This window comes from Sphingomonas chungangi, from assembly GCF_013778325.1.
GTDB classification, from domain to species: Bacteria; Pseudomonadota; Alphaproteobacteria; order Sphingomonadales; family Sphingomonadaceae; genus Solisphingomonas; species Solisphingomonas chungangi.
Window position 1 is genome coordinate 248,950 of the sequence record NZ_JACEIB010000025.1, and the last position, 18,167, is coordinate 267,116.

The 18,167-nt window shown below is 65.1% G+C and carries 20 protein-coding genes and 1 tRNA gene; 3 read left to right on the forward strand and 18 right to left on the reverse strand.

The window, feature by feature from the left end; genetic code table 11:
• Positions 1–29: 29 nt before the first annotated feature.
• The 7 genes from mnmE to HZF05_RS15590 form a co-directional block, all read right to left on the reverse strand.
• On the reverse strand, positions 30–1,316 hold the full coding sequence (gene mnmE, locus HZF05_RS15565; protein ID WP_343046900.1) for a tRNA uridine-5-carboxymethylaminomethyl(34) synthesis GTPase MnmE: 1,287 nt from the start codon (positions 1,314–1,316) through the stop codon (positions 30–32).
• Complete coding sequence (locus HZF05_RS15570) at positions 1,297–1,533, reverse strand: DUF6489 family protein (RefSeq protein ID WP_181638894.1); 237 nt, start codon at positions 1,531–1,533, stop codon at positions 1,297–1,299. The genes mnmE and HZF05_RS15570 overlap by 20 nt, the downstream gene beginning before the upstream one ends.
• 32 nt (positions 1,534–1,565) lie before the next feature.
• Positions 1,566–2,093 carry a L,D-transpeptidase family protein gene (locus HZF05_RS15575; protein WP_160365478.1) on the reverse strand — a complete coding sequence of 176 codons (528 nt, stop codon included), beginning with the start codon at positions 2,091–2,093 and terminating at the stop codon, positions 1,566–1,568.
• Positions 2,093–3,163, reverse strand: a complete 1,071-nt coding sequence (gene ribA, locus HZF05_RS21950; protein ID WP_343046904.1) for a GTP cyclohydrolase II — start codon at positions 3,161–3,163, stop codon at positions 2,093–2,095. Before ribA ends, HZF05_RS15575 begins: the two co-directional genes overlap by 1 nt.
• The gene (locus HZF05_RS21955; RefSeq protein ID WP_246332035.1) at positions 3,160–3,951 is read right to left on the reverse strand and encodes an exodeoxyribonuclease III; all 792 of its coding nucleotides are present in this window, start codon (positions 3,949–3,951) and stop codon (positions 3,160–3,162) included. The genes ribA and HZF05_RS21955 overlap by 4 nt, the downstream gene beginning before the upstream one ends.
• Positions 3,952–4,211: 260 nt before the next feature.
• Entirely contained in the window at positions 4,212–4,832 is a 621-nt protein-coding gene (locus HZF05_RS15585; RefSeq protein ID WP_160365479.1) for a LolA family protein, read from the reverse strand.
• A 115-nt stretch (positions 4,833–4,947) separates the two neighbouring features.
• Positions 4,948–7,290 (reverse strand): FtsK/SpoIIIE family DNA translocase, encoded by a 2,343-nt coding sequence (locus tag HZF05_RS15590; protein ID WP_160365480.1) that lies wholly within the window; start codon positions 7,288–7,290, stop codon positions 4,948–4,950.
• A 183-nt stretch (positions 7,291–7,473) separates the two neighbouring features.
• Between HZF05_RS15590 and HZF05_RS15595 the strand changes: the two genes are divergently transcribed.
• Positions 7,474–8,694, forward strand: a complete 1,221-nt coding sequence (locus HZF05_RS15595) for a UbiH/UbiF/VisC/COQ6 family ubiquinone biosynthesis hydroxylase (RefSeq protein WP_160365481.1) — start codon at positions 7,474–7,476, stop codon at positions 8,692–8,694.
• A 22-nt stretch (positions 8,695–8,716) separates the two neighbouring features.
• Here HZF05_RS15595 and HZF05_RS15600 read toward each other — a convergent pair whose 3' ends face one another.
• Genes HZF05_RS15600 through HZF05_RS15615 form a run of 4 tightly spaced genes read right to left on the reverse strand, consistent with a single transcriptional unit; the run spans position 8,717 to position 10,667 of the window.
• On the reverse strand, positions 8,717–8,935 hold the full coding sequence (locus HZF05_RS15600) for a hypothetical protein (RefSeq protein WP_160365482.1): 219 nt from the start codon (positions 8,933–8,935) through the stop codon (positions 8,717–8,719).
• An 18-nt stretch (positions 8,936–8,953) separates the two neighbouring features.
• Positions 8,954–9,139: a Trm112 family protein gene (locus tag HZF05_RS15605; protein WP_160365483.1), complete on the reverse strand. Its 186-nt coding sequence runs from the start codon at positions 9,137–9,139 to the stop codon at positions 8,954–8,956.
• Positions 9,136–9,771 (reverse strand): LON peptidase substrate-binding domain-containing protein, encoded by a 636-nt coding sequence (locus HZF05_RS15610; RefSeq protein WP_181638895.1) that lies wholly within the window; start codon positions 9,769–9,771, stop codon positions 9,136–9,138. The genes HZF05_RS15605 and HZF05_RS15610 overlap by 4 nt, the downstream gene beginning before the upstream one ends.
• On the reverse strand, positions 9,771–10,667 hold the full coding sequence (locus tag HZF05_RS15615) for a tetratricopeptide repeat protein (RefSeq protein ID WP_160365530.1): 897 nt from the start codon (positions 10,665–10,667) through the stop codon (positions 9,771–9,773). The genes HZF05_RS15610 and HZF05_RS15615 overlap by 1 nt, the downstream gene beginning before the upstream one ends.
• A gap of 175 nt (positions 10,668–10,842) precedes the next feature.
• On the opposite strand from HZF05_RS15615, the gene HZF05_RS15620 reads away from it, so the two are divergent.
• A tRNA-Gly gene (locus tag HZF05_RS15620) sits at positions 10,843–10,917 on the forward strand.
• 390 nt (positions 10,918–11,307) lie between these two features.
• Here HZF05_RS15620 and HZF05_RS15625 read toward each other — a convergent pair.
• A complete protein-coding gene (locus HZF05_RS15625; protein WP_160365484.1) occupies positions 11,308–11,475 on the reverse strand; it encodes a hypothetical protein in 168 nt (55 codons plus the stop codon).
• Between HZF05_RS15625 and HZF05_RS15630 the strand changes: the two genes are divergently transcribed.
• The gene (locus HZF05_RS15630; RefSeq protein WP_160365485.1) at positions 11,474–11,620 is read left to right on the forward strand and encodes a hypothetical protein; all 147 of its coding nucleotides are present in this window, start codon (positions 11,474–11,476) and stop codon (positions 11,618–11,620) included. The two genes, HZF05_RS15625 and HZF05_RS15630, sit on opposite strands and share 2 nt — an antisense overlap.
• On the opposite strand, the gene HZF05_RS15635 is transcribed toward HZF05_RS15630, so the two are convergent.
• The 6 genes from HZF05_RS15635 to HZF05_RS15660 all read right to left on the reverse strand — a co-directional run bounded on the left by HZF05_RS15635 (position 11,607) and on the right by HZF05_RS15660 (position 17,956).
• Positions 11,607–12,698: a Zn-dependent alcohol dehydrogenase gene (locus HZF05_RS15635; RefSeq protein ID WP_160365486.1), complete on the reverse strand. Its 1,092-nt coding sequence runs from the start codon at positions 12,696–12,698 to the stop codon at positions 11,607–11,609. The genes HZF05_RS15630 and HZF05_RS15635 overlap by 14 nt on opposite strands.
• Before the next feature lie 60 nt (positions 12,699–12,758).
• Positions 12,759–14,174 carry an MmgE/PrpD family protein gene (locus HZF05_RS15640; RefSeq protein ID WP_160365487.1) on the reverse strand — a complete coding sequence of 472 codons (1,416 nt, stop codon included), beginning with the start codon at positions 14,172–14,174 and terminating at the stop codon, positions 12,759–12,761.
• Complete coding sequence (locus HZF05_RS15645; RefSeq protein ID WP_160365488.1) at positions 14,171–14,683, reverse strand: hypothetical protein; 513 nt, start codon at positions 14,681–14,683, stop codon at positions 14,171–14,173. The genes HZF05_RS15640 and HZF05_RS15645 overlap by 4 nt, the downstream gene beginning before the upstream one ends.
• The gene (locus tag HZF05_RS15650) at positions 14,683–15,879 is read right to left on the reverse strand and encodes a phosphotransferase family protein (RefSeq protein ID WP_160365489.1); all 1,197 of its coding nucleotides are present in this window, start codon (positions 15,877–15,879) and stop codon (positions 14,683–14,685) included. The genes HZF05_RS15645 and HZF05_RS15650 overlap by 1 nt, the downstream gene beginning before the upstream one ends.
• Positions 15,876–16,802 carry a DUF7064 domain-containing protein gene (locus tag HZF05_RS15655; protein ID WP_160365490.1) on the reverse strand — a complete coding sequence of 309 codons (927 nt, stop codon included), beginning with the start codon at positions 16,800–16,802 and terminating at the stop codon, positions 15,876–15,878. The genes HZF05_RS15650 and HZF05_RS15655 overlap by 4 nt, the downstream gene beginning before the upstream one ends.
• A 242-nt stretch (positions 16,803–17,044) precedes the next feature.
• On the reverse strand, positions 17,045–17,956 hold the full coding sequence (locus HZF05_RS15660; protein WP_343046901.1) for a tyrosine-protein phosphatase: 912 nt from the start codon (positions 17,954–17,956) through the stop codon (positions 17,045–17,047).
• Between the last annotated feature and the right edge of the window lie 211 nt (positions 17,957–18,167).

Below are 18,167 nucleotides of genomic sequence, written 5' to 3' on the forward strand. Positions count from 1 at the left end.
GTGTCAAAGACCATGTTTCACGTGGAACTTTATTTGCCGAGGCAGAACCGGCCGAAGAGCGCATCGAGCATGTCCTCTACGCCGTCGCCGCCCAGCACCCGATCCAACTCACGTATAGCGAGACGGATGTGCTCGGCAACGAGGAGAGGATCCGTCGTCCCTACGGCGACGGACAGATCATTTCTCACCGCAGCCAGCGCCTGCCTATACCGACGATCGAACGCCACCTCGCCCTGCAAAGGAATCATCGCGGCGGCCATCTCGACAAGCCGTTCCTGCAGCTGGACGATACCGGTATCTTTGTGCACGGATACCGCGAGGGTGCCGGGCCGGGCATCGGTCACATCGGCTTTTGCCGACACCGCGACGCAACGTTCGCTATCCCGGTCGGCAGCGAGATCGACCAGGATGTCGGCCAGTTCGGCCTCGTCCCGCGCCTTCCCGACGCCGATCTTTTCTATCGGATCGGCCGTGGTCCGAAGGCCTGCGGTATCGACGAGGAGGAATGGGATGCCATCGATGGCGATCGGGCATTCGATCACATCCCGCGTGGTTCCCGCGATGTCCGAAACGATAGCAGCATCACGGCCAATGAGCTGGTTGAACAGCGTGGACTTGCCGGCATTGGGCGGGCCGATGATTGCAACCCGGATTCCCTCGCGCAATCTCTCCGCCGGCGCGAGCGCCAGCACGCGCTCGATCTCGCGAAGGAGTGTACGAATCCCACCGATGACATAGACAGGGTCGCCGCCGACCTCCTCCTCGCCATCATAATCGATGGCGGCTTCGATCGCCGCGGCCACATGGGTCAATCGGCTCCTCCATTCATGGAGTCGCTGCGGGATAAAGCCGCGCTGTCGGCGGATCGCATCGCGGCGCTGACTTTCCGTTTCCGCGGCGAGAAGATCCGCCAGCCCTTCGACCGCGCTGAGGTCCATTTTGCCGTTGAACAAAGCGCGGCGCGTGAATTCGCCGGGATCTGCCATCCGCAACCCGAGGCTTTGCAATGCTGCAAAGCAGGCATCGACCACGGCGCGGCTGCCGTGCAGGTGAATCTCGGCGACGTCCTCCCCGGTCACGGTGCGCGGGCCCGCGAACCAGAGCAGCATCGCCTGGTCGAGGATTTCGCCATCGTGGCGAAGTGTGCGCAAGGCGGCGCACCCCACCTCGGGGACGGCACCCGCAAGGTGATCGAGTGCGTCGCGCGCCCGTGGTCCGCTGATCCTCACGATGGCGATCGCGGACGGCAGCGCTCCGCTGGACAGCGCGAAGATAGTGTCGGGATCGCGGCCCGAATTATTTTGAGCTCGTGCCACCCATATTGTCCAGAAGCTGGCGCCATAGATTGAAGCCGGCCTCGCTCATCGGCCCCCAGCCCTGCATCATCGACTGGATGGTGTCGGGCGTGATCCCTTGCTCGATCGCACCACGCATTTTGGCGAGATAGGCTTCATGGACGCTCGATAGGTCAGGAAGTCCCATGAAACGCCTTGCTTCCTCTGGCGTGCAATCCACATCGACCGTGATCTTCACCATCGTCTCCAGCGCTGGGCGTCGTCCCAGTCTTAGCCGAGCGGCGTCGGATCGCCAATATGGCGGCAGATTTCGAGGACGGACGCCGATGTGAGGCGGGGAAGCAGCGCTTCCATCACTTCGTAATCGATTGCGATACATCCCTCTGTGGGCAAAACGCCCCTCAGGTGCAGGAAGATCGCACTGCCGCGATCAGGAACCGGTGGGTCATCGTTGTAGCCGAGCATCAGAACAGCGTCATAACGGCCATCGTCCCGCCACATGCGCTCGGCTGAAAAGACGTGGGGGTGGCGCACCGGGCGATTGTAAGCCGGATCGCGCCCGCTGTCGGACCAGCCATCGTCCGGTCGCAGCCAACGCCACGGCAAGAATGCCGGGGGCGAAAAGCGGCCACCGGGGCGCAGCAACGCCGCACGGATAGGCCAGCGGCCGAGTGGGGTGAAGCCGTCGCCTTCCCGCTTGTCCGCAACACTGCAAGCACCGCTCCGGCCGATCGCGCACGGAAATGCTTCATGCTCCACGTGGAACAAGCTCGGATCGGTTTCTGCGACGATCCGCATCAGAGCATATGGCCGGTACGGTCGCGCTTGGTATCGAGATAGCCGGTATTGTGGGGGTTGGGCGCCACGCGATGTTCGACGCGTTCCACGACATCGATGCCGGCTGCGGCAAGGCCCGTCACTTTCGCGGGGTTGTTCGTGAGAAGTCGGATGCGCGTCTGGCCGACGAGATCAAGCATCCGTGCGGCCACTCCGAAATCACGCATGTCGATCGCGAAACCGAGCCGAAGATTGGCGTCGACGGTATCGAACCCCTGATCTTGAAGCGCATAAGCGCGCAGTTTGTTGATCAGGCCGATCCCCCGCCCCTCCTGTCGAAGATATAGCAGGATGCCCCAACCTTCTTCCGCGATTCGATGAAGCGCACCGTCGAGCTGCGGCCCGCAATCGCATTTGAGCGAACCGAAGACGTCGCCGGTCAGGCATTCGCTGTGGAGGCGGACGAGCGGAGCTTTGCCATTGGGCGCGCCGATCACGAGCGCTACGTGCTCGGTTGCCTCGTCGTTTGAGCGGAATGCAATGATTTCAGTATGTTGTGGGTGCGATTGAACCGGCAAGCGCGCGCGTGAGGCAATCGCAAGGCGCCCCGGCGCATCGTAATCGAATATGTCCGCGGTCGCGGGCATGGGGGCATCGCCCGGCCCATCGTCGTTGCGTATGAAGAACGCCGGCAGCACGCCAGCCAGGCGTGCGAGCTTCAGCGCAGCCTTGCCCGCTGCGTCGGCTCCCGTCGGCTTCGTGGCGAAGGGACCCTTGAGAGGCGACGACAAATCGAGCGCCGGATCGGCCAGCAACGTCGCCGCATCGAAATCCAGCCACGGAACTTGCACAACGCGAACCGCAGCGGACGACACCGCCGCCGGCCGCTGGTTGGTGAGCCGCAACGTCGCAGCGCGTTCAGGCGACAGCAGCAGGTCGTAGCGCCCGTCCGGAGCGAAGCGGGCGAGGCGTCCGGCGTCGGCAGTCTCGACAGCCAGCAGGTTGAGAGCCGCACTCCCTTCCCCCACGACGATCGGCCAGCCCCGTCGTAGCGCGTCGATCGCGCGAGCCACTTCCCGCCGGTCGCTCACCAGTCGAACTCGGTGACCAGAGGCACGTGATCGGATGGCTTGAGCCAATTGCGGCAATCCTCGTGCACGTGATGCGCGAGTGCCGTCCGGGCGACCTCGGGGCTTGCCCACATGTGATCGAGGCGGCGGCCGCGATCGTTCACCGTCCAGTCGGGCGAGCGATAGCTCCACCAGGTGTGCAGGCGCGCCGGCGCAGGGTAGAATTGGCGGCCCAGATCGACCCAGCCGTGAGCGACCTGCATCCGCGTCAGCGCCTCGACCTCTACCGGTGTATGGCTTACCACGCCCAGCAGCTGCTTGTGGCTCCACACGTCGCTTTCCAGCGGGGCGATGTTGAAGTCGCCGACGATCAGCGTTGGCTCGCACAGATCTTCGGACCAGCGTGTCATCCGTTCGACAAAGGCGAGCTTCTGCGCGAACTTCGGATTCAGCGCGGGGTCCGGGATGTCGCCGCCGGCGGGAACGTAGACGTTCTCCAGCCGGAAGCCGTTGGGCAGGCGCGCGCCGACATGGCGGGCCTCGCCATTGTCCTGCCAGTCGTGCCGGCCATGCTCGCCGAGCGGGATCTTCGACAGGATCGCGACTCCATGGTGCATGCGCTGCCCGGCAAGCAGGCGGTGTGCGTAGCCCAGCCGCTCGAAGGGCGCATGCGGGAAGGTACCGTCCTCCACCTTGGTTTCCTGCAGGCAGAGGATGTCGGGTTGCTCGTTGCGCAGGAACTGCTCGACGATCTCGATCCGGGCGCGGACGGAATTGATGTTCCAGGAGGCGATCTTGGTGGTAGCCATAAGCCAGCGATGTAGGCGAGCCATGCGCCATGCGCCAGATACGGAAAGGCCCCCGTTCCGGGGGCATGGAACGGGGGCCGACCTGGCGTTCGTCACGCAGGCGGGACACGGAGACTGAGTTCCGGACAACAGGGGGAATTCCGGAACGGCCCCGTGGCCGCAGGGGAAGAATTAGGCCCCCCAGCCTTTCGCCCGGATGAACAGGGTCGGTAAGATCGTGTCATCGGCTCGCCATGTCGCCGAGCCGACACCGTTCGTCGTTAATGGTGCGGCCCCTTCGGGCGCGGATCGGTCCACTGGAACGCCGAATCGTCGACCGGCACGTTGAAGCGCTGGTTCGACAGGCGGACGGCAGTCCGGTTGTTTTGCGCATCCAGCACGCTCCAGCCGTCGAGCATCAGCCCGCCCGGAGCGCCGGGCGAGCGACGGAAGGTGACGGTGATGCTGCCATATTCGCGATGCTTCTTGTCCTGGCCCGCAAGCACCACGAGATCCGGCCGCCCGCTCGGAATGATCGATGCGTAGCGCGTCACGTCCTTGCTGGGATCGAGCAGCAGCGCGAGCGGCGTGTTGCCGATCGGGTAGCGATTGGCCTGCTTTACCGAATAGTCGATGAACCACAGCGCCTTGCCGTCGCCGACCACGAGGATCGGCACGCTCTTCTGATATTGGAAGCGCACCTTGCCCGGCTTTTTCAATTGGATGGTACCGGAAACGATCTGGCCCTTGGCGTTGGTTTGCTCGAAATCGGCGGTCATCGTCTTCACGTCGCGCAGATGCGCCTGCACTGCCGCAAGATCGGGCGACGGTGCGGGCGCCGACGCGGCGGCTATGAGGGCTGGCGCGGCCAGCATAAGCGGCGCGACGAACGAAAAGCGCATCAAGGAGAACTCCGGATCATGACGGTCGCGGACTAGCGAAGAGGCGTTGAACGGGTTGTGAACCCTTCCCGGCGCTCAAATCGTGCGGGCGAGCGTCGGTTCCCGAGACGAGATGTCAGACCGGCTGCCCGTCGCGATCGATCAGCACCTCGCGGCGGCCGACATGGTCCGGGGCGCCGACCTTGCCCTCGCGCTCCATCCGCTCGATAAGGCGCGCGGCCGAGTTGTATCCGATGCGCAGCTGGCGCTGGACGTAGCTGGTCGAGGCTTTCTGCGATTCGGCGACCACCTGCACCGCCTTGCGATACAGCGCGGCATCCGGCGAATCGTCGTCGGCCGGCGCACCGTCGAGTGCGAAGCCGCCGTCCTCCGGCTCTTCCGTGACTGACGAGATATAGTCCGGCCTCCCCTGCGATCGCCAGTGATCGGCCACCGCCCTCACCTCCTCGTCGGAGACGAACGGCCCGTGGACGCGGGCGATCTGCTTGCCGCCGGGCATGTAGAGCATGTCGCCCTTGCCCAGCAGCTGCTCGGCGCCCTGCTCGCCCAGAATGGTGCGCGAATCGATCTTGCTCGTCACCGCGAAGCTGATGCGCGTCGGCAGGTTCGCCTTGATGACGCCGGTGATGACGTCGACCGACGGGCGCTGCGTCGCCATGATCAGGTGGATGCCGGCCGCGCGAGCCTTCTGCGCGAGGCGCTGGATCAGGAATTCCACCTCCTTGCCCGCCGTCATCATCAGATCGGCGAGTTCGTCGACGATCACGACGATCTGCGGCAGCACCTCGTAATCGAGCTGCTCCTCCTCATAGACGGGATGACCGCTCTCGCCGTCATAGCCGGTCTGCACGCGCCGGCCGAGCCGCTGGCCCTTGGATTTGGCGACCTTCACCTTCTCGTTGAACGAGGCGAGGCTGCGCACGCCGACCGAGGACATCATCCGGTAGCGCTCCTCCATCTGCTCGACCGCCCATTTGAGCGCGCGCACCGCCTTGGCGGGCTCGGTGACGACCGGCGAGAGGAGATGGGGGATGTCGTCATAGATGCTCAATTCCAGCATCTTCGGATCGATCATGATCATCCGGCACTGCTTGGGCGTCAGCCGATAGAGCAGCGACATGATCATGCAGTTGAGGCCGACCGACTTGCCCGATCCGGTGGTGCCGGCGACGAGCAGGTGCGGCATCGGCGCGAGATCGGCCACCACCGGATCGCCGGCGATGTTCTTGCCGAGGATGATCGGCAGCTGCGCGGTGCCGTCCTCGAACTGCGCGCAGGCGACCATCTCGGAAAAGACCACCGCCTCGCGCTTCACGTTGGGCAGCTCGATGCCGATCACGGTGCGGCCCGGAATGGTGGCGATGCGGGCCGACAGCGCCGACATGTTGCGCGCGACGTCGTCGGCCAGCGCGACGACGCGGCTCGCCTTGATGCCGCTCTCGGGCTCCAGCTCGTACATGGTGACGACCGGGCCGGGACGGACCTGGGTGATCTTGCCGTGCACCTTGAAGTCGTCCAGCACGGTTTCGAGCAGGCGCGCGTTGCGCTCCAGCGCCGCCTTGTCGATCGCCTGGCCGCCGCCGGTCGGCACCGGCGAGAGCAGATCGAGCGAAGGCAGCACATATTCGTCGCGCAGATCGAGCGAGGCCTGGCGCTTGCCCTCGGGCTTCTTGGGCGCGGACTGCTGGCGATCGGCGATGATCGGGCGGGAGGGCGCGCGCGGCTCCTTGGCGATGGCTGGCGCGGGCTCGTCGTCGAGATCCTCGATATCGTCGAAATCGTCCTCGATCGCGGCCTGCCGACGCGGACTGCGCTTCTGCGCGACGCGGGCGACGGGCTTGGCGCCCTTCGCGCCGGTGCGGACCAGCCAGTCCCACTCCTCGGCCTCGAGGCCGACCGCCTTGATCCAGAGCCACAGGCCAAGACCGACGCCGATCAGCTCGATCGCGTAGCGCAGCGGCACGTCGAAACCGGGTGCCTTGATGAGGCTCAGGCCGCCATCGATCGCATCGGCGCCGAGGATGCCGATCGCCCCGCCCCACCCGGCCGGAAGCTGCAGGCTGGCTCCTTCGTGGAACAGCGTGACGGCGGTGCCGGTAAACACCAGCGCCAGCAAGGTTACGAGCGCCGCCTTGACCCAGCCGACTGCGCCGCGTCCGCGCACCAGACGGATGCCCGGCACCAGCACGATCGGCACCCAGGCGATGGCGAGCGGCCCGAACAGGGTGAGCAGCGCGTCGGCGGCCCAGGCCCCGATCGGACCGATCCAGTTGAGCGTGGCGCCGCCCGACACCGTGTTGAGCGCCGAATCGCTGCGGTGATAGCTCGCCAGCGCGATCGCCAGCAGCACCGCGGCGACGGCGAGCGCCACGCCGATGATCACGCTGCTCGAACGTGCGATCGCCTGAGCGACCGTATCGCGCCAGGGCGCCTTCCGCACCGCCACGCTGCCCGCCATGTCCAAAGCTCCCCTAGGGCACCACGCGTGCCCCAAATGTTCCGCATTGGTAACCTGTCTTTCGAAATCCTACTAGTCAAGCGGTGCGCCTTCCGCCCTTGGTCGATGGGAGTCCACCGCACGCCGAGCCGCACAAGATCCTCCCCCTTGCGGGGGAGGATTTCGACGCCGTAGAGCGGCGATATGAGCGACACCCTGCACAGCGACGTGATCATCCTCGGCGCCGGCCTCGTCGGCTGCGCATTGGCGACGGCGCTGGCGGGCGGGGGCGTGACCGTCACGCTGGTGGACCCCGCCCCCGCAACCCAGATCCGCGACACGCATTTCGACGGCCGTGCCTCGGCGGTCTCCTCGACCAGCTGGCGGATGATGGAGGCGATCGGCGCCACCGAGCGCTTCGCCCAGTACGCCAACCCGATCGAGCGGATCGAGGTCGGCGAGCAGGGCGCGCGCGGTCTGCTCAACTTTCAGCCCGATCTGGAGAATGACGGTCCGCTCGGCATGATGGTGGAGAATCGCTACCTCCGCATCGGCTTGCGGGAGGCGGCCGAGGCGTCGGAGGGCGTCACCGTGCTGATGTCGCGCAGCGCCGCGCAGGTCGAGCGCGATTCCGCCGGCGTGCGCGTGACGCTGGACGATGGCCGCCCGCTCAAGGCCGCGCTGCTGGTCGGTGCCGAGGGCCGCCGCTCGCCGACGCGCGACGCCGCCGGCATCGCGGTGGCGCGCTGGGAGTATCATCACACGGCGATGGTCGGCATGCTCGAGCATGAGGCGGATCACCGCAACATCGCGCACGAGCTGTTCTTCACCGCCGGACCCTTCGCGCTGCTGCCGATGCAGGGCGGCCATCGCTCGGCGCTGGTGTGGACGGTGTCGGAGGCCGATGCGCCCGCCATGCTCTCGCTGTCCGAACGCGCCTTCACCGCCGAGGCGCAGAAGCGGATGGGCGGGATGCTGGGCGCGATCAGGCTGGCCGCCCCGCTCGCCAGCTTCCCGCTCGGCTTCCACCATACCGCACGGATCACCGCCGAGCGGCTGGCGCTGGTGGGCGATGCCGGCCACGGCATCCACCCGATCGCCGGGCAGGGCGTCAATCTCGGCTTCCGCGATGCGGCGGCGCTCGCCGAGGTGCTGATCGAGGGCGTGCGCCTCGGCCTCGATCCGGGCGACCACCAGCTGCTGCAGCGCTACGAGCGCTGGCGTGGGCTGGACACCTTTCTGGTCGCGTCGGCGACCGACGGCCTCACCCGCCTTTTCGGCATCCCCGGCAAGCCCGCCAGCCGCATCCGCCGCTTCGGCATCGGCATGGTCAAGCGCATCGCGCCGCTGAAGGACGTCTTCATGGCCGAGGCTCGCGGAGAAAGCGGCACGCTGCCGAAGCTGCTGACGGGGCAGATGGTTTAACGAACGTTCTCCCGCGGGGGGATCAGAGATCGATCGCTTTTCCTGAACTTCTCATCCAGAACACGGTGGTCCTGAGCAGCAGGTTTACGCCTACGAAAAGCAGGGGCGAGAAAAATACGAAGATCATATTCCCGGTAATCATCGTTACGATCAGGCCAGCGGTAAACGAAGCAAGCCACAAAACGAGTTGGGTTTTGATCGATATTCTGAACTTTGAGAAAATCGCCACGACGCGTTTCATGGGAATTCATCCAAAGAATTATTCGACGGAATATATCCGCCGCGCCTCTTCGACCAGCAGCACCGGCACGCCCTCGCGGATCGGGTAGGCCAGGCCGGCCTCGTCGGAAACCAGCTCCTCGCCCTCCTGCCGGAGCGGGGTGCGCGTCAGCGGGCAGACCAGCAGGGCCAGCAGCTCGGGATCGATCCCCCCTGCCCCGCTCATTGCAGCGTCGCCCCACTCTCGTCGCCGTCGCTGTCGTCGAGGCGGAAGAAGCGGAGGAACTGTACCACCAGATCGGCGCGAACCGCGATATTCGGCGCCTCCAGCAGCGCCTGCTTGGTGGCGACGTCGAACGGCGTCACCTGCGCCACGCCGTTGACCAGCCCCTCGTCGTCGAGCCGCTCCACCGCCGCCCAGTCGATCGCATAGCCCTTGGCGTCGGCATAGCGGCGCGCCTCGCGCTCCAGATCGGCGCGCAGCGCGATGCCGAGCGGATCGGGATCGGCGCCATCGCCCGCGAATGCGTCCATGTCCGCCTCCACCTGGCGGAAGGGCGTGGTGACGTCGAGCTCGCTCACCAGCCGGAAGCGGGTGAGGCCTTCGAGGATCAGGTTGAAGCGGCCGTCGTCCAGCGCCTCCACCTCGGCGATGCGGCCGATGCAGCCGATATCGAACAAGGCGGGCTTCTGCGCGGTTTCGTCGCGCGGCTGGATCATGCCGATGCGCCGGTCGCGCGCCATGGCGTCGGACACCATCGCCCGGTAGCGCGGCTCGAAGATGTGGAGCGGCAGCAGCGCGCGGGGGAAGAGCAACGCGCCCGCCAGCGGAAAGATGGAGAGGCGCGCCACTTGGATCAGCCGAACAGCACGGTGGACAGCCGCCGCCGCTGCGCCGAGACCCACGGATCTTCCAGCCCGATCGAGGCGAACAGCTTGAGCAGCCGTTCCTTGGCGGCGCCGTCGTTGTAAGCGCGATCCTGCGCGATCGAGGCGAGCAGCTGGTCCGCCGCCCCGTCGCGATCGCCCGCCGCCATCAGCCCGCCGGCCAGCTCGTAGCGCGCGTCGAGATCCTCGGGGTTGGCCTCCACCGCCTGCCGCAGCGGGGTGAGATCGTCGACCGGCGCGGTCTCCTTGGCGAGCGCCACCGCCGCCTTCACCTGCGCGAGCGTCGGATCCTTGGCCTTGTCCTCGGGCAGCGCCGCCAGCACCGCTTCAGCCTCGTCCGCCCGGCCGAGCTTGAGCAGCGCCTGCGCCCTGCCCGCCGCCACCGCGACATGGTCCGGCGCCATCTCGGCGACCTGCTCGAAGATACCGAGCGCGCGTTCGGCGTCGCCCTCCGCCAGCACTGCCTCGCCCATCGCGACATATTGCTCGATGTCCGCCGCCATCGGATCGCCGGCCGCCTCGATCGGCAGCTGGGCGAGCAGTTGGTCGAGCATCCGCGCCAGCTGCGATTCGGTGCGCGCCTGGGTCAGGTCGGCGACCGGCTGGCCCTGGAAGATCGCATAGACGGTAGGGATCGAGCGGATCTGGAACTGGGCGGCGATGAACTTGTCCTTGTCGACGTCGATCTTCACCAGCGTTACGCCCTTGGCCGCGTAATCGGCGCAGACCTTCTCGATCACCGGGCCGAGCTGCTTGCAGGGGCCGCACCATTCCGCCCAGAAATCGACGACGACCAGCTGCGTCATCGACGGCTCGACCACGTCGCGCCGGAAGGCCTCGACCGCCTCGCGGTCCGCCGCGCTCATTCCCAGGGTCGCCACGTCGTCACTCCTGCCTGTCATATTCGGGGCGCCTTATGTGGCCCCGAAGGGCCGCCTGCCAAGCCCTGCGAAAATTCCCGACGAATCGGCTTGCCGGGGTGGGAAGCCTTTGCTAGTGGGCCGGCCTCCCGCGACGGATCGCTCCGTCGCCAGCGCCAGAGCGGGCGTAGCTCAGGGGTAGAGCACAACCTTGCCAAGGTTGGGGTCGAGGGTTCGAATCCCTTCGCCCGCTCCAGGTTTTTACGAGAATCAGTTATCTAGACAGCCCTCACAGGGGCCTGCGCAGCTGTTTCAGATCTTGCTGTCCACTAGGCTAAGCTCTATCGCGGTGGATCAGCCTGCCGGTCGATTCGTCGGAGAGTCTGGCATGCGAATCCATCAGTTCGAGAGATCCAGTTAGAGGAGTACGGCGGGACCACCACGCCTGACCCGTCGAAAGACCGAAGCGGGGCACCCCGCGCCGACCGGCCGATTCGGCCATCATCTCTCCGAACAGGACTGCTACTCCAGAGCTGCCAATCCCGCCCTGAGCCGCAGTGCCCCGTCAGTGGCGAGACATCGACGCTGCGCTACTCGGCAAGCGCGACGCGTTCATATGGCCGTACTTCCATGTCTGCAGGGAGGGTCACGACCGCACCGGCCGGGCGAACTTCCACTCCCGCTGGCGCGCCATGACGGCAGCTTCGGCCCGCTCCTCCGATGCAGCAAACTGGTTGACAGATAGATTGCGCGCGCGTCGATAGCGCAATCGCGCCTCATCGGTGGGCGGGGGCCAGGCGATGGAGCGCTCCATGACCGCTGAAATCCATAACCTTGAAACCAAGTTGACCGACTCCGGCCGGGATATGGGCCGGATGGCAGATGCGCTCGCGATCAAGACGGCGTTTAGCGTAGCGACGCCGTCCGACCCTCGTGTCATCTGTCTCAGAACGACGTGATCACGCTCCGCGCAATCGCACCCTTCTTCAGCTCGCTATACGCTTCGTTGATTTCGTCGATGCGGATCTCGCGAGAGATGAGGTCGTCGAGGTTGAGTTTCCCCTGGAGATAGAGGTTCGCGAACTTCGGGATATCATGCTTGATGTTCGAGGAGCCCATGTAAACGCCGCGTAGCTCGACTTGGTTCGTGAGCAGGTCGATGGTGACATTCACGTCGATCGTCGATGCAGGATTGTGGACGCCGATCAGATAGGCGCCGCCGCCCTTGCGCACCATACGAATCGCCTGCTCCGAGGTCGGCTTGATCCCGACCACCTCGAACGCATGGTCGACGCCGCCTTCGATGAGCGCACGCACCGCCTCGACCGGATCGCCGGCGGACGCGACCACGAAATCGGTTGCGCCGAACTTCCGGGCGAGATCCTCCTTGGCCGGCTGCATGTCGACGGCGATGATCCTCGCCGCGCCGGCCAGTTGCGCGCCGCTGATCACGTTCAATCCGACGCCGCCGATGCCGATTACCGCCACGGTGTCGCCGGGCCGGACCTTCGCGGTGTTGATCGCCGCGCCTGCGCCGGTGATGACGCCGCAGCCGAGCAACGACGCCTGTGGGAAGGGGATTTCCTTCGGGACCTTCGCGAGTTGGTTTTCGTGAACAAGTGCGCGTTCCGCAAACGCGCCGGTCCCGAAGACCTGGCTGACCGGAGTGCCACCGCGAGTCAGTCGGCTGTCCTCGTCAGCACCGCGAAGTGTCTCGTCCGTGTGAGTGCATTGGTAGGTGCGGCCGCCGATGCATGCCGGGCAGTGACCGCAGAATTGGATGAGCGATCCGACGACGTGATCGCCTTCGACGAACTCCCGTACCTCGGGGCCGACAGCGACCACGATGCCAGCGAGTTCGTGACCGAGCACCGCGGGCAAGGGAACGCCGAAGTCCTGCTCCGCAAAGTGCAAGTCGGAGTGGCAAAGGCCGGAGGCCTTTACCTCGACGAGCACTTCCCGGCCGATCGGGGCGCCAAACTCGATTTCCTCGACCTGGAAGGTCCCATCTAGCTCGTTGAGCACCGCTGCTTTCATTCAAGATCTCCTGAGGGTTTGGGCCGGCGCGGCCGGGACAAGTTGATCGGTGTCGAGCGGTCAGGCCGTCATCGATTCGACGAGTGACTGGACGTCCTGCACGCCTTCGAGGTTGCGGCAGAGCTCGACAAGCCGGTCGAGCTTAGGCTCGGGAAGCGAGACCGCCGCAAAGCCCGCGCATCGCTCTAGTTTCGCCTGCAGATCGGTCCACGTCATCGGGTTCCTGGTGTGTCCCTTCGTATAAGGCGTGACATGGGTGAACCTGCGCCCATCGCGCATCGTGATGGTGACCGGGAAGCCTTCGAACTGATCGGTGATCGAGGGATCGGAGACGATCGAGACACGGCGCATAAGGTCGCGCTTGTCGTCGCGCATGATTTCGGCGGTATTGAGGTCGTCGAGAAAGAAGCCGCCGGTTATCGCGGCGGACGCGATTGTATAGGGAGCGCTGAACATCGCCTCGGGCACGCTGCGGGGATTCCACTTCGCGGCGGCCGGCTCAAAGGTCATGCGCGAAGCATCGCTGCCGACGCATTCGATGCTTTCGATCTGGCGATGGTCCAACTCCTCGCGCGCCATGATCGCGGCGGTGCTGGCGATGAACGAATGGGTGAACTTGCAAGCCGAATAGGGCTTCATCGACAGCCCCTCGGTAAGCTGCCATCTTGTCCCCAGTCCGTCGGTGAGCAACTCGGGTTGTACGTCGTCCCAGGCGATGTGGCGCAGGATGCCGCTCGGCACTCCCTGGAAAACGCCCCTCGGCGCGGTCACGCCGGCGCGGGTCAGCAGCGCCGCCTTTACCGCGGTATCGCCGGCGAAGGCGTGCTGCACGCGCGCCATTTGGGTGCCTTCGGAGTATTTGTTGTACTCCGACATCCCGTGGACGGTGTAGGCCATGCCCAACGCGTTCCACGTTTCGTCGGCGCTGAGGCCGAGCAGTCGCGAGACCGACGCCGTCGCGCAGAGCGGCCCGTTCCATTCGCCGGGCATGCCCCAGGTGGTATGATAGCGTACGAGGTTGAGCGCAGCGCTCGCGCGGACGCCGACCTCGGCGCCGGTGACGTATGCCGCGATAAACTCCTTACCCGTCACCGGCCGGCCGGCGATGCCGATCACCGACATCATCGCCGGCACGTTCCACTCGGTGACGTGGCCGCCGGTCTCGTGGACGTCGCCCATGTCGATCGCGCGCGCCATTACGCCGTTGGCGAACGCGGCGAGCGGGGCGGGCACCCGGTGCCCGTGTACCAGGATAGTCGCCTCGGGCTTGCCACCCCACTCCGCCGCGAGCGCGGCGATCGCAGGGGTGACCTCCCACCCCGATCCGGCAATGGTGACTGCGAGCGTGTCCATGATCGCGCGCTTGGCGAGATCGATGACCTCGGCGTCAAGGTCCTCGAAGCGTGTCTCAGCGACCATCCGCGCCAGCTCGCCGGCGGGATCCTGGCTCGGATGGACCGGGTTTTCGTGCTTCATGATGCAGCACTCATGGTCTGGGCGATCGTCGGCAGCTCGGCACGGTCCGGATCGAGGCCGGTCGCTGCGAACCAGCTCCGCTCGCGTCGTGCCTGGCGATGGCCATAGTCGATGATCGCGGCGAAAGCGGCTGGCGCGAGCGCAAGCCGGCCGTCCTCTCCGAGGATGATCCGGTCAATGACGCTACCGAGGTCGTGGATCGCGGTCGCTAGCGCTTTCTGATCGTCGGAGTCGGTGTTCCGTGCCACCGAAAGTGCGTCGGCAAGCGACTGGCGATAGATCGGATCAACCTGATCGGCGAGCTCGTCGCCGAGCCGCATCATGTTTTCGAGCGATCCAGCCTCGAACTTCACCGCGAACCGCCACTGGTCCTTCATCATCCGGAGATGACCGATGACGAGGTTGACTTGATCCCGTGCCAGCCGCTCGCCCGACGGGAGGGCGGGGATCACGACCTGTTCGAGCGCCTTGAGCATGTTGTCGATGCGCAAATCGATGTCGGGCAGCATCAACGGTCTCCGATCAGCGTGACGATGTGGTCGAGAAAGACCGCGCCGGCCGAACCCAGCCAAGTCAGCACGACCTCCTGATGGTTGTTGCCCTCCTTGGCCGCGCGCATCGCCTGGCCGAGGTCCATCACCGCACATTTATAGGCGTTGAGCACCTCGTAATAGTGCAGCCGGACCGGATCGATGCGGTTGCCCGAGGCTTCCTCGTAAAGACGGAAGAACTCGTCACGCGGAAGCAGGCCGCTCACTAGGAACACGCCGTCGTCGCGCCACGCACCGAAGATCTTCTGCGTCGTCCAGGCGAGATCCTCGTGCAGATCGCCGATATGCGCGAGTTCCCAGTCGAGCACAGCAGTGAAATCGCCGCTCGGCTCCTCGAACATGAAGTTTCCCATGCGCAAGTCGCTATGGACGAGCACCGGCGTATCGCAGACCGGTGCGTTCTCGCGTAGCCAGCGTTCAGCGAGCGTGACCATGGGCACCGGCTCGACGAGACTGTCCCACCACACCCGCGACCACCAATTCACCTGCCAGATCGCCGCCTGCCGGCTGTTCGCGCGCGGTACCGAAAAATAATCGAACGTCGTGTTCGCGACGTCGAAGCGATGGGTGGTGGCCAGCGCGTGGATGTATTGCGGAGCGAGCTTGGCGGCGAACTCGCCGAGTTGACCTCCCATGCCCGACACGCCCTTGCCGCGGAGCGCGGTCGGCTCGGTAACACCCGCCACGAACCCCAGGATCACCGCAGGCTGGCCGAGCAGGTCGCCATCGGCGTCGTGGAAGCGCACCGGCGCGATCGGGAGGTGATCCGCCATCAGCCGCTGAACTTCGGCTTCGCGGCCGCGGCAGGTCTGTGCGATCGCCTCGAGCGGATCCATCCGCAGGACGAGGCGCTCGCCCTCGGTGTCGCCGGCATGGCGGAACGTGAAGGCGAACTGTTCCTTGGACGCGCCGCCAGACATCCGCGAGACCTGCGTGACCGCGACCTCGCGATACCCCTTGTGTGCGAAGAAGCGGCCGAGCATCGCGATGACCTCGGCATCACTTTTGGGGCGATAGGGGCCGGTCGCCCGCTGGCGGACGGTGCGATCGAGGATCGTTTTGATCCGCGGTTCGATCTCGCCTCGATCCCACGCACCGACATCGTCGCTCTTCCCAATCTCGACGAGCGGGGCCGCGGCGCCGGAGGGCGTCATGCGAACCTGCCGACGAACGGCTTGGCGTAAGCGAGATAAGCACGGCTCCAGCAGAATTCGAGCCAGCCTGTGCCGTCCTCGCCGCCGATCTTCGCCTCCAGGATGGCTTCGTTCAGCAGCACTTCGGGATCGAGATCGAGCTGGTAATTTGCGTAAGATTTGCAGTCGACGAACACCGACCGACCGGCCTCGTCCTTGACCGTGACGCGGAAGCCTTTCTGCATCATCTCCGCATCGTAATCGATATCGTAATCGACCGTTTCGATGTGGTGCATCACCCCGTCTTTGAACAGGTAGCCGCGCAGTTCGACCCGGCCGAAGCATAGCATCTCAAAGAAGTGGACCGAGACGCTCTGGGTGGTGACGTGGAACCACTTGTAGTGCTGGTTGAGGCCCCACACGCGTGGGCCCCAGCTATGATCGCGGATCATGAAATGATCCATGGCGTAATCCTTGCCGTCGATCGTGAGCAGCCCCTTGACGATGCCGTGCTGCTCGGTCCGGTCGTCGCCATAATGCGGGGGATTGCCGCGGGGGTGCGAACTGAACGCATAAGGTGGATGGATCGCCTCCCAAAGACCCTCGAACTGGATCCGCTCGCCTGTCCATTTCAGGGCCACGGTCTGGAACGGTTTGCGTACCTGCATTTGGATGCTGCCGAGCCGCCAGTCGTCGAAGTTCATGTCGACCGGCATGATGCCGTCGACCTGTTCCTCGATCGGCCTTTCAAGCGCAGGCCCGAACAGGAAGAAGCGGGCCTTGCCGCTGCCGTCGCCGCGCACGGTCGGATAGATGAACCCGGCGATTCCGTGCTCGGGCATGACGACCTGATGAGTAAGCGACTCCCGGCCATCGAGCGCAAGCGCATGACGGAAGGCGTTCGATTCGGGGAAGCTTGAGAACTTCTCGTTGGCGTCCGGCATGGAAAATCCGCTCCCTGAGGTTTTGGGCGTATTGTTGGGCCGATGCAGTACGTCGGCATCGTCTCGCTTGTCTGGATTGGGCTTCGGGTAGTCCTGCTCCTCGCCGTCGCGGCTGCGAGACGCTGTTCGCGCCTTTCGCTTATCGAAGCAGACCTAGGCGCGCAGAAGGGAACCGACCTAATAAGTTTCGGGCAGAGCTATTCATAAAACGGATAGAACCGGATTCTCGACTGCGCGGCGGCTTAGGCGGAGATCACATCTGCCTGCCGCGTCGTTGGCTCGATCATCGCTGCCGTGATCGTGGCGACCTGATCATCGGAAAGGCCATGATGGAGGAGATAGTCCCGCGTCGTGCCGAACCGGCTCTCGAGCGCGGCGAAGAGCGCGTCGAGATAAGCGTGGTCGGTTCCCAGCATGACCCGGCGGCATTCGATCGGCAGATCGGAGTAGAGATCGAGCTTGGCGTCCGACAGCATGTTCTCGAAGTGGGCGTCGCTGTCGAGGAGCATGCTGCTGCGCAGATAGTCCTCCAGGATCGTCGCACGGTCGACGCCGAGGAGATCGAGGATCAACGCGGCGGCGGCGCCCGTCCTGTCCTTGCCGGCCGAGCAATGCACGAGGAGGGGCAGATGGTCGTCGGCAATGGCCCGGAACATGGCCACGAATTCAGGCGCGTAATCGTCGAGCATCATGGCATAGAAGTCCGCGAAACTGCGCGCCCAAGCTTCGGCCGTCCGATCCGCCTTCGCGAAAATTCGATTGAAGATGAAATCGGTATCTGGCTTCGGTGAGACGTGCTCGAAGGCGCTTCGTGCTCCTGCTGCGGTCGGCTGGGCAGCGCGCTCCTGCGCACAACGCAGGTCGATCGTCGCGCTGAGGCTTAAGGCCTGGACGGTTTCGATGTCGGTATCGGTTAGGCGGGATAGCTGACTGGATCGATAGATCTTCCCGCGTCGCACATGACCGCCGGAACGCGTCGTGTAGCCGCCCAGATCCCGGAAATTCGGCGCTCCCGTCAGCATCTGCGTTCCGTCCACCGCCAAGTCACGCGCCGCTTTCCCGAAACCGGGCGGGCGCGCCAATAGGGAATGCGTGCCCACATTGAAAAAGCGGACCCCGGGCCCACCCTCGAAAATGCGCGGACGCTCATCCACGCTTTTGGTAGGTCCATTGAACAATTGATTGACAGGTGCGCTGCAGTGGAATTACGTGACGCCATAACGCAAAACATTGCCGTTTGAAGGTTTGGAAGCGGCCCGGCGAGAGATGCAATGGATTTTTGGCGGCCGGTCATTCCGTGATCGTGCAACTCCGTCGTGGTGCGACCGGCTAGGAAGCGCTCGCCGCGGCTTGCTTGCCGCCTTG